The sequence below is a fragment of the Pseudoxanthomonas dokdonensis genome, from assembly GCF_001431405.1.
GTDB classification, from domain to species: domain Bacteria; phylum Pseudomonadota; class Gammaproteobacteria; order Xanthomonadales; family Xanthomonadaceae; genus Pseudoxanthomonas_A; species Pseudoxanthomonas_A dokdonensis.
In genome coordinates this window covers 139650-151476 of record NZ_LDJL01000011.1, presented here as the reverse complement: position 1 = coordinate 151476, position 11827 = coordinate 139650, and the positions used below count along the sequence as shown (strand labels likewise).

General features: G+C 64.2%; 6 protein-coding genes. 5 read left to right on the top strand and 1 reads right to left on the bottom strand.

The window, feature by feature from the left end; translation table 11 throughout:
- Window positions 1-49: 49 nt before the first annotated feature.
- Window positions 50-1447 (bottom strand): GntP family permease, encoded by a 1398-nt coding sequence (locus ABB29_RS10375; protein WP_057658753.1) that lies wholly within the window; start codon window positions 1445-1447, stop codon window positions 50-52.
- A 171-nt stretch (window positions 1448-1618) separates the two neighbouring features.
- Between ABB29_RS10375 and ABB29_RS10370 the strand changes: the two genes are divergently transcribed.
- From ABB29_RS10370 to ABB29_RS10350, 5 genes are all read left to right on the top strand, one after another.
- Window positions 1619-3838: a TonB-dependent receptor gene (locus tag ABB29_RS10370; RefSeq protein ID WP_057658751.1), complete on the top strand. Its 2220-nt coding sequence runs from the start codon at window positions 1619-1621 to the stop codon at window positions 3836-3838.
- Between the two features lie 99 nt (window positions 3839-3937).
- Window positions 3938-7294 (top strand): hybrid sensor histidine kinase/response regulator, encoded by a 3357-nt coding sequence (locus tag ABB29_RS10365; protein WP_057658750.1) that lies wholly within the window; start codon window positions 3938-3940, stop codon window positions 7292-7294.
- Window positions 7295-7379: 85 nt separating this feature from the next.
- Window positions 7380-7868 carry an NUDIX hydrolase gene (locus ABB29_RS10360; RefSeq protein WP_057658748.1) on the top strand — a complete coding sequence of 163 codons (489 nt, stop codon included), beginning with the start codon at window positions 7380-7382 and terminating at the stop codon, window positions 7866-7868.
- Window positions 7869-8111: 243 nt separating this feature from the next.
- Window positions 8112-10856: a galactose oxidase-like domain-containing protein gene (locus tag ABB29_RS10355; protein ID WP_083487783.1), complete on the top strand. Its 2745-nt coding sequence runs from the start codon at window positions 8112-8114 to the stop codon at window positions 10854-10856.
- A gap of 131 nt (window positions 10857-10987) precedes the next feature.
- On the top strand, window positions 10988-11578 hold the full coding sequence (locus ABB29_RS10350) for an HAD family hydrolase (protein WP_057658744.1): 591 nt from the start codon (window positions 10988-10990) through the stop codon (window positions 11576-11578).
- Window positions 11579-11827 lie beyond the last annotated feature (249 nt).

Genomic DNA, 11827 nt, shown 5'->3' with positions numbered 1-11827 from the left:
TTGACCCCAGCGGATACGACGTCGTCGCGGCGTACGGTCTCCGGCTGGGTCAGACCAGCCCGGTGGCGTAGTACAGGCCAATCACCACGAATACCGCGGTGGTCTTGATCAGGGTGATCGCGAATACATCCTTGTAGGCCTGGCGATGGCTGAGGCCGGTAACGGCCAGCAAGGTGATCACCGCGCCGTTGTGCGGCAGCGTGTCCATGCCACCGGAGGCCATCGAAGCGACCCGGTGCAATACCTCCATCGGGATCCCGGCGGCGTTGGCATTGGCGATGAAGGTGTCGGCCATCGCTGCCAGTGCGATGCTCATGCCGCCGGAGGCCGAACCGGTGATGCCGGCCAGCGCGGTCACCGAGATCGCTTCGTTGACCAGCGGATTGGGAATCGACTGCAGCGCATTGGCGACCAGCAGGAAACCGGGCAGGGCGGCGATGACCGCGCCAAACCCGTATTCGGATGCAGTGTTCATCGAAGCCAGCAAGGCGCCGCCGATGGCGTTGCGGCTGCCCTCGGCGAAGCGGCCGATGACCGGTTTCCAGGCAAAGACCAGCACGCAGGCGATGCCGACCAGCAGTGCCCCTTGCACTGCCCAGATCGCGGCCAGCTTGGCGACTTCCTGCACCACCGGTGCCGGGTTGCCGATCACGGCTGGCACGAATGACTGGCTGTCGCCGTACCAGTGCGGAATCCAGCGGGTCAGCAGGAAATTGGCGACTCCGACCAGCAGCAGGGGCAAAACCGCGATCAATGGATGGGCAAGCTCGCCGCCGTGGAAAGGCTCGGGTTCGTTGCGCAGATCGCTGCCATAGCCCTCGCCATTGCGCAGCGCTATCCGCCGCCGCCATTCCAGGTACAGCAGGCCGACGCTGAGGATGAATACACCGCCAAGCGTGCCCAGCACCGGCGCGGCCCATGAGTTGGTGCCGAAAAACGTGGTCGGGATGATGTTCTGGATCTGCGGCGTGCCCGGCAGCGCATCCATGGTGAAGGTAAACGCGCCCAGGGCAATCGTGCCGGGCATCAGCCGCTTGGGAATGTCGCTCTGGCGGAACAGTTCCGCCGCGAATGGATAGACCGCGAACACCACCACGAACAACGACACCCCGCCGTAGGTCAACAGCGCGCAGACCAGCACGATCGAGAGCATCGCCCGCTGGCGGCCGACGACACGGATGGTGGCGGCGACGATCGACTTGGAAAAACCGGAGATTTCAATCAGCTTGCCGAACACCGCGCCGAGCAGGAATACCGGGAAATACAGCTTCAGGAAGCCGACCATCTTGTCCATGAACAGGCCGGTGAACATCGGTGCGACCAGCGCCGGATCGGTTAGCAGCACCGCGCCCAATGCAGCGATTGGCGCGAACAGGATCACGCTGTGGCCGCGATAGGCGACCCACATCAGGAAACACAGCGCGGCCAGCACGATCAGGAAAGACATCCATGGCTCCTCGGCTTGCGCCGCACGACAGATGCGCAGAGTATCGGCAGCTGCCGGGGTGGTTCCCACTGTACCAACGGACAATGCGCAGCCGTCGGCGCATCACGTAGCTTGTGCAGCATCGGCGGCACGCGGGTGTCGCCATGTCATACCCGGGAGGAGGGGAGACCGATGAAGCGCAAGCATTTGAGCCTGGCCATTGGCTGTGTGTTGTTGGCACCAGCGACGCTGGCGTGGGGACAGGACAGCGACAGCGATACACAGGCACCACGGCATTCGGCGACCACGCTGGACACGGTTACGGTGACCGCGCGCAAGCGCGAGGAAACCCTGCAGGAAGTGCCGGTGGCGGTGACCGCGTTCACCCCGGAGACGCTGGACAAACTCAACATCCAGGATCTGGGCGATCTGGATGCTCAGGTACCCAACCTGACCATCTATGCCGCGCGTGGCTCGACCAGCACCGTGACCGCCTATATCCGCGGCATCGGCCAGGCGGATCCGCTGTGGGGCGTCGACCCGGGCGTGGGCATCTATCTGGATGATGTCTACATCGCCCGTCCGCAGGGCGCACTGCTGGATGTGTTTGATGTAGGTCGCATCGAAGTACTGCGCGGCCCGCAGGGCACGCTGTACGGCAAGAACACCATTGGTGGCGCCATCAAGTACGTCTCGCGGGGATTGTCGAAGGATACCGAAGGCCATGTCTCGCTGGCGGTCGGCAACCACAACCAGCTCGACGCCAAGGCCAGCCTCGGCGGCTCCATCGGCGGCGAAGACAGTGGCCTGCGCGCGCGGGTAGCGGTCGCCAGCATGAACCGCGATGGCTATGGCGAAAACCTGTATAGCGGCCAGCAGGTCAGCGACAAGGAAATCAATGCCGCGCGCTTGCAACTGGGCGCCTATGCCGGAGACGATATCGACGTGCAGTTCGCGTTCGACTGGATGGATGACCAGTCCGGCGTGCGTGGCGCCAGGATGCTGGCGCCCAATCCGCTGGCGCCGGCCTATCCGCCGCTGGATGATCGCTATGACATCCGCAGCGGCATGAAGAACATCAACGACACCACCATGAAGGGCGCCTCGGCGACCATCAACTGGCGCGCCAGCGATGACTGGTCGTTCAAGTACACCCTCGCCAAGCGCGAGTCCGATACCGAAACCAATATCGATTTCGATACTACTCCGCTGCCGCTGGTCGATGTGCGCGCGTTCTACAACGATCAGCAGGTCAGCCAGGAGTTGCAGGCCAACTTCGATGCCGGTGGCGTTGCCCGCGGCGTGGTCGGTCTGTATTACTTCAACGGCGACGCCGGCGGCCAGGTGCTCAACCATTTCACCAATACGCTGCTGCCGCCCAGCCTGACCAACCCCCTGTATGGCGACACCCAGGGTTACGTCAATACCAACAGCATCGCCTTGTATGCCGACTGGACCTTCGATCTGACCGATCGGCTCAAGCTCGACGTGGGCGCACGCTACACCGACGAGGACAAGCATGCGGTGGCGTTGAACCGTTTCTATACGGATCTGGACTACACCACGTCATGGGCGACAGCGGCCAATTTCGACAAGACGGTCAACTTCAAGAACACCTCGCCGAAGGCCTCGCTGGACTACCAGATCACTCCGGACATCATGGTCTACGGTTCGGCCTCGCGTGGCTTCAAGTCCGGCGGCTACAACATCCGCGCCAATACCACCGCGGTGCCGCGCTCGGGCGAGCCGTTCGATGACGAACAGGTCGACAGCTACGAAGTCGGCAGCAAGATGGCATTCATGGACCAGAGCATGTTCCTCAACCTGGCGTATTTCTACAACCAGTACAAGGACATCCAGCTGTCGGTATTCACCTCCTACACCTTGCCCGATGGCAGCCAGAGTTTCTTCGGCGATTTCACCAATGCCGGCAAGGGCACCGTGCAGGGCATCGAAGCCGAATACCAGTGGCTGCCCAGCGAGCACTGGCTGATCAGTGGCAACCTGGCCTGGCTGGATGCGCAGTACGACGAGTTCATCAGCGGCGGGGTCGATATCGCCGACAGCCAGTACTTCACCAATGCGCCTGAATATTCCGGTGCGGTCAACGTCGAATACCGCACGCCGCTGGCCAACGGCGGCCAGTTGTCGGCCCGGGTCAGTTATTCCTACCAGTCCGAGGTCTGGCCAACCACCGATCTGAGCCCGGCGATCAAGCAGCCCGGTTATGGACTGCTGGGTGCAGGTGTGATCTGGACCGTCAACGATGCCTGGTCGTTGTCGCTGGAAGGCGCCAACCTGGCCGATGAGGAATACCGCACCACTGGCTACAACATCGCCAGCTACGGCGTGCTGACCGGCTTTTACGGTCCCCCGCGGCAGTACACGCTGACCGCACGCTACAGCTTCTGATCCCGCCAGTGGCGGCGGCGCTGCCGCCGCCTTCTGGTTTATCCTGCGCGCAGCAGGGGAGAGGCTGATGATGCAGCGACGCGGGAACGGCAACCGGACATGTTGAGCTTGTGGGCGGTGGCCCTGGCCGGGGTGGCGTGGCTGGCGTTGATGTTCGGCACCGCCCTGTATGGCGAGCGCAAGGCGGCGGTGTTCGCCCGCCACTGGCGCTACGTGTATGCGCTCTCGCTGGCCGTGCACTGCACCTCGTGGACGTTCTACGGCACGGTCACCCAGGCCGCGCGTTACGGCTGGCCGTTGCCGCCGACGTTTCTTGGCGCGATCGTGTTCTACGCGCTGGCGGTCGCCTTCATGATGCGGCTGGTGCGCCTGGCCCGCGAGAGCAATGCCACATCGCTGGCGGATCTGATCGCCACCCGGCTCGGGCGCGACGCCTGGCTGGCGGCGACGGTGACCCTGGTCGCCGCACTGGGTCTGATTCCCTATATCGCCCTGCAGTTGAAAGCGGTGGCGATGAGCTTCGCGACCCTGACCCTGCATTCGTTCGACCCGGTCGAATCGCCACCGTTCTGGGGCGACAGCGCGTTGTACGTGGCGTTGGCGATGGCGCTGTTCGCGATGCTGTTCGGCACCCGTCGCGCCAGTGCCGCCGAACACAACCGCGGGCTGGTGCTGGCAATGGCCTTCGAATCGCTCTTCAAGCTGGTGGCGATGCTGGCGCTGGGTGTGTTTGTCTGGCTGCAACTGGGCGATCTGCCGCGTGTGCCGGCGGTCGCCGCGCCACAGCCGCCGGCGACCGGTTTCGCACCGCTGGTGCTGCTGGGTGCATTGGCGATGTTCATCCTGCCGCACCAGTTCCACGTCGGCGTGGTCGAGTGCCGTGATGAGCGCCACGTGCGCACCGCACGCTGGCTGTTTCCGCTGTATCTGATATTGATCGCGTTGCCGACTTTGCCGCTGGCCCGTGCCGGCCTGTCGACGCTGGGATCATCGGTACCCTCGGACATGTACGCGCTGGCGCTGCCGTTTTCGCAGGGCAATGAAGGACTGGCGCTGTTCGCCTTCCTCGGTGGCCTGAGCGCGGCCACCGGCATGGTCGTGGTCAGCACGTTGACTCTGAGTTTGATGATCGGCAATCACTGGTTTGCGCCGGGGCTGTTGCGCGGGGTCTGGTCACGCAGTGGCGGCGCCGATCAACGGGGTGCACTGCTGGCACTGCGGCGCGGCGGCATCGCCGTGATCATGTTGCTGGCCTGGGCCTACAGTCGCCTGCTCAGTGGCAATGACGCGCTGGCCGATGTCGGCGCGGTGTCGTTTTCGGCGCTGGCCACGCTGGTGCCGGTGCTCGGCTTTGCGGTCTGGCGACCCAACACCCCGCCGCTGGCAGCGGTGGCGGGTGTATTGGCCAGTTTCGCGGCGTGGGCCTGGGTGATGCTGCTGCCGATGCTGTTGCAGGCGGCAGGGCACGCGCCGGCATGGGTCGATGCGGGTCCGCTGGGGCAGTCATGGCTGTCACCGTCGGGGCTGTTCGGCTTGACCGGCTGGAGCCCGCTCGGCCGGGCAGTCGGCGCCAGCCTGTTCACCGGCACCGTGGTGACTCTGCTGGCAACCGCGTGGCGGCGCGAATCACCGCATCCGGCGCGGCGCAATCTGGATCGCAACACCTTGTGGCAAGCCGGACGCCGCTTCCTCTCGCGTGAACGGGTCGACGAATTATTGGCCACGGCGCCAGCCAGTGGTCCGGTGCCGGCGGAGACCGAGTCGCGGCTGGAACGCGAACTGTCGGCGGTACTGGGCGCGGCGTCGGCGCGCCTGCTGTTGGATGCCGCGCGTCGCGAAACCGGCGAGCTGGAAACGGTGGCAGCGATAGTAGGTGAGGTATCGCAGGACCTGCGCTTCAACCAGCAGGTGCTGGAAGCGGCATTGCACAACATGAGTCAGGGCATCAGCGTGGTCGATCGCGAACAACGGCTGGTGGCCTGGAACCGGCGCTATGCGGAAATCTTCGATTTCCCCGCCGAGTACCTGCAGGTTGGCCGGCCGATTGCGGATCTGACCCGCCTGGCCCTGCAGCGCCTGCCGCATCGCGGCCACGACGAGCGCGCTCTGGAACGACGCCTGGCATACATGCGCGCCGGCACCCCGCATCTGACCGAACGGGTGTTTCCGGATGGCAGCATCATCGAAATACGTGGCAACCCGATGCCGGGCGGTGGCTTCGTGGCCACCTATACCGATGTCACCGCTTCGCGGCATGCCGAACGCGACCTCAAGCGCGCCAACGAAACCCTCGAGCAGCGCGTGCACCAGCGCACCGAGCTGCTGGAAACCGCCAAGCGCGATGCCGAGCACGCCAACGATGCCAAGAGCCGCTTCCTGACCGCCATCGGCCACGATCTGCTGCAGCCGCTGCATGCGGCGCATCTATTCATCGACGGCCTGGCCCAGCAGGTCCAGGAGCCACGTCAACGCGAATCGGTGGCGCAGATCCGCGGTGCGCTGGATTCGACCAGCGGTCTGCTGACCGGCCTGCTGGACATGTCACGGCTGGAAGCCGGTGGACTGGTGCCGGAACCGCGTGATTTTCCATTGGCCGAAGTGCTGGATCCGCTGGCTTCGGAGTTTTCCGTGCTGGCACGCGAACATGGCCTGCGCTTCCGCTACCGGCGCAGTCAGGCCTGGGTGCACAGCGACCCGCAACTGCTGCGTCGCATCCTGCAGAATTTCCTCGCCAACGCCGTGCGCTACACCCGCCACGGCGAGGTATTGCTGGGCGCGCGCCGACAGGGTGATTGCATCCAGCTGCAGGTACTGGACACCGGCCCCGGCATCGATGACGCCGAGCGCGGGTTGATTTTCGAAGAATTCCGCCGTGGCGAACATGCGGGGGGGCAGGGCCTGGGCCTGGGGCTTTCGATTGCCGAACGGATCAGCCAGTTGCTGCATGCGCCGTTGAGCGTAGCCAGCAGCAGCGGGCGCGGTTCGATGTTCGCGGTCAGCGTAGCGCGGGTGGCGATGCCATTCGACGCCGGCATCGCCCGCTCGGGTGATGCAACGCCGTTGGCGGGCCTGGCTGGCAGCGTCATCCTCGCGGTCGACAATGATCCGACTGCCTTGCAGGCGCTGCGAAGTGTGCTGGAAGGCTGGGGCTGCGTGGTGCTGACCGCGCATGACCACGGCAGCGCGGCGGCGTTACTGGCACGACACCCGGCGCATGCGTGGTTGTTCGACTATCACCTGGACAACGGCGATACCGGCGTCGTCCTGATGCGACGGCTGGCGGATCGGTTCGGACCGCGACCCTGCCTGATCCTCAGCGCCGACGACAGCGCCGGCGTGCGCCGCGCGGTGCAGGAGGCGGATCTGTCGTTGTTGGCCAAGCCGGTGCGGCCTTTGGCGCTGAAGTCGGTGCTGGACCGGCTGCTGTCCGCACAGCGTCATTCCAGCCACCCGTGAGCGGTTGCAGCTGCGGGCACCGACGCGACAGGCCACTGCGGCGGCCGCTACACTTCGCCTGCCGTTTTTTACAACCGAGAACCGCATGCCGTATACCCCGATTGTCGCCACGCTCGGCTACGTATTGTCCGCCGACGCTTCACAGGTGTTGCTGATCCACCGCAACGCGCGGCCGGATGACCAGCATCTGGGCAAGTACAACGGTCTGGGTGGCAAGATCGAGGCCGATGAGGATGTGGTCAGCGGCATGCGTCGCGAAATCCGCGAAGAGGCGGCGATCGAATGTACCGATATGCAATTGCGCGGCACCATCAGCTGGCCCGGATTCGGCAAACACGGTGAGGACTGGCTGGGCTTCGTGTTCCTCATCCGCGGTTTCAGTGGCACGCCGCTGGAGCGCAATCCGGAAGGCACACTGGAATGGAAAGCGGTCAAGGACATCATGCAGTTGCCATTGTGGGATGGTGATCGTCACTTTCTGCCACTGGTATTCGACGATGATCCACGTGCATTCCACGGCGTCATGCCGTATCGCGATGGACGCATGCTGTCGTGGCGTTATTCGCGTCTCTAGTGCGGCATCTTTGTGACGTGAAGGCTGTCACTTGTTGTGCCTGCATGTCCGCGCCACCGCTGGTATGCGTTTTATCCAGTAGAAGCATCGCGTCCAGTCGGCGAACGCCGGGACCTTTGAACGCCAGCGCCTGTGTGCTGCCGACCAGCTGTCGATCACGACAGGTCTGGTTCTGTCGTGGCTTGCGCTGAAGCAGGTCATCGCTGGACCGATGCATCGACCCCCTGGATACAGAGACCATCGATGTCGCCGCGTCGTCCCCCGCACAAATCAAAAAACTTTCGTTCTTTACTTGCACTGGCGTTGTCGATCTCGGTCGCCGCGACGGCAGCCGTACTGATCATCGATCCGGATCCAGACGCCGAAGCCAGCGACCTTTCGACGTCTGCCGGCGAGGGGCCGGTTGACGGAATCCGGGACATCCGGCCGGGCGCCGATGACGGGGACGGCGTCGGCGCGGGAGCCGCATCGATTGAACCGCCAGCGCTTGCGCTTGCCAGCTGGCACGAACGCGCGTCGTACTGGTTGGCGGCGGACAGGCGCGATCGGCTGGATCTGCAGGCGCCATCTCCGGCCGCGCCCGGCAAGCTGCTGCCACATATCGATGGGCTGTGGTTGAAGGACAAGCCCTGGCCATTGATCGCCATCCACGCGGCGCTGTTGCCGGACGGACGCGTCGCCACTTACGGTACCGACGGCATGGGTACCCAGACCGGCAAGTTCATCTATGACATCTGGAATCCCAAGACCCGTTCGCTGGACAGTGGCCACCTGACCCTGGACAACACCACCGACACCGATGTGTTCTGCAGCGCGCAGACGCTGTTGCCGGGCAGCGGTGAGCTGTTCATCGCGGGCGGCGATATAACGCCAGAGCCCACGGTAGAAGGTGAAAAAGTAAGATCGCTGAACCAGCCCAACGACAACTCGGTGCTGCTGGCGGCCGATGGCGGTTCGATGTGCGCAGGCAACAACATGAATCGCCCACGCTGGTACGGCACCGTAACCACCATGGCCGATGCCCGCACCTTGATCATGGGCGGAAGCGGAGGTGTCGATCTGCCGGAAGTGCGTTCGGTTGATGGCGAATTCTCGCTGCTGCGCAACGCACCCACTTACGGCTTCCGCTACTGGTATCCACGCGGCTTCCTTGCGGTCGACAACCGTCTGTTCGGACTGGACACGGAAGGGCGGATGTTCTGGCTCGATGCGCAGGGCGAGGGCCATGTCCAGCGGCTGGATGATCTGGCCACCGGATTCACCGGCGATGGGGCCACCGCGGTGATGTATGCACCCGGCCAGATCCTGCAGGTGGGCGCGCTGAGCGAGCGGGTCGCGCGCTTGTCGATCAACCGGCCCAATCCACGCGTGCTCGAGAGCGCGCCGGTGTCCAGCCCGCGTTTCTGGGGCAATGGCACGGTACTGCCGGATGGCAAGGTGCTGGTGACCGGCGGCGGCCGTGGTGACAGTGTGCTTACGGGTGCCAACAACAGCGCCGAGCTCTGGGACCCGAAGACCGACAGCTGGAGCCAGGGCGCCAGCGGCACCTTGCCACGCATGTACCATTCGACCGCCTTGTTGTTGCCGGACGCGACGGTGCTGGTAGCGGGTGGCGGCGCACCCGGGCCGCTGCTCAACGTCAATGCCGAACGCTATCTGCCGGCGTATCTGTTCGATGAACGCGGCCGGCTGGCCCGTCGACCGCAGCTGAAGGCAGCAACCAGGGTACTGACGCCGGGCGAAGAGTTGTTGATTGCCATGGCCGATAGCAGGCCGGTTTCACAGGTGGTGCTGATCCGCAGCGGTTCGGTGACTCATTCGTTCAATTTCGATCAGCGTCGCATCGTGCTCGCGCACGAGCAGCATGGCGCGGATCTGGCGGCCAAGATTCCGGACAGTAGCGCAGTAGTGCCGCCAGGCTATTACCTGTTGTTTGTCGTCAACGACAAGGGCGTGCCTTCCGAAGCCCGGATGGTGCGGATAACCAGCGGTGACATGGCGGTAGTCGGTGCCGAATGGACCAGCACCATCGGCGGTGCCGGCGGCGGCGTGTTCAAGCTCGAATGCGCCAATGACGAAGTACTGGCCGGTGTCCATGGCACCAGCATCCAGGTGCTCAGCCAGATCGGTCCGCGCTGCGTGCGCGTGGATGCGGCGGGCAACTGGCAGGGCCAGCCCGGCAACCGGCAGGTCGCCGGGTTGCCGGCGGGCTCCGGCTTCGAAACCAGCTGTCCCCGGAACCAGGCGGTGGTCGGCATGGCCGGACGCTCAGGTGCGCTGGTCGATCAGGTACAGCTCGAATGCGCGCCCTTCGCCAGTGCTTCGCGCAGGACCGGGCCGATCACCGCGCTGGCCCCGATCGGTGGTGCTGGTGGCGGGTGGCAGCCCACGCGCCGCTGCGCCTTCGACGGTGTCGGCCGCGCCCTGTATGGACGTGCTGGTGGCCTGATCGACTCGCTGGGACTGCTCTGCCGCAGCAACGATCCGGTCAACGAGTATCCATACTTCCAGCTATCGACGACTGAGGTCCATGGCGGTGGCGATGGTGGTTCGTTCGATCTGTCATGTCATAGCGACGAAGTGATGGCCGGCATCGAAGGACGTTCCGGCTGGCACGTCGATATGGTCAGCCCGTTATGCGTGAAAGTGGATGCTGAAGGTCGCTGGATCTCCGAAGTGATCGCACGTGGTGCGGCAGGCGGCACTGGTGGCGGTGTTTTCCAGCAGCGCTGCGACGAAGGCGAAGCGGTCAGCGGCCTGGCCAGTGGCAGTGGCGTTTACGTCGATCAGATCCAGGCCGTCTGCAAACCATTGCGCGGTGCCGGCGAAGTTGTGGGTGAAGGCCGCCTGTTGAGCGCGACCGGACGGGATCATGGCGGCCGCAAACAGGAAGCCAGCTGCGAGCACGACCGACCGGCGCACGGTCTGACCGGGCGCAGCAGCAGTCTGGTGAACGCGCTGGGCCTGAGCTGCCGTGGCCAGCCGTAGCAGCGAGCGGCGTGGCGAATTTTCCGTCGTTACGCGTAGGACCAGTGACGTCAGGTGAGGCGTTGCCCAGGCCCTGGCCAGCCAGGAGGATGCGCTAAGCTGCAGGGCCAAGGGAAACAACGACGTCGCCGATGGATCTGGCCCTGTTCGATTTCGATGGCACCATCACCACGCGGGAAACCTTCGCCGATTTTCTGCGCTTTTCCGCCCATCCATTGCGCCGATGGCTTGGTGTGCCGTGCTTCGCGCCACTGGTGCTTGGCTATCGTGCCGGTGTGGTCAATCCATCGCTGCTGCGCGCAGCAGCGATACGCTTCGCGTTCCAGGGTGTTTCAGCGGAGCAGGTGCGGCAACGCGGCCAGGATTACGCTCGCGAGATCATCCCGGGTCTGTTGAGACCGGTGGCGATGCAACGTATCGCCTGGCACCAGGCCCGCGGCGATACCGTGATAGTCGTATCCGGCGCATTGGATAGCTATCTCGCCCCTTGGTGCCGGCAGCATCAACTGCAGCTGATCTGCTCGTCGCTGCAACAGCGCGGTGATCGCTTGACTGGTGCCTATGCCGGTCGGCAGTGCGTGGCGGAGGAAAAGCCGCGGCGTGTGCTGGCTGAGTTGGACCGACATGAGTTCGCGGCAATCCACGCTTACGGCGACACCGCCGAAGATCAGGCAATGCTGGCCTTGGCCGATCACAGGATCTATCGCTGGCAGCGACTTTGAGCAGTGTCTGGCCGGGCGCCTGCGGGGTTGTCCACAGTGGGTGTGGATGGAATTCGGCAAAGCATGTGGATAACCGTCTGCGCGCCTTGTGCCGCAATCGTGTCAAGCTGTTTGGCTAATTATTGACCAGCCGATTTTGTCTGCGCGAACGTTCTGTTCCACATGCGTGGAACATGATTAACCTAGAAAAAAGTTTGTCCACAACCGATGTGGATGAGTTGTCGGCAAACATGTGGATAAGCGGCTGCC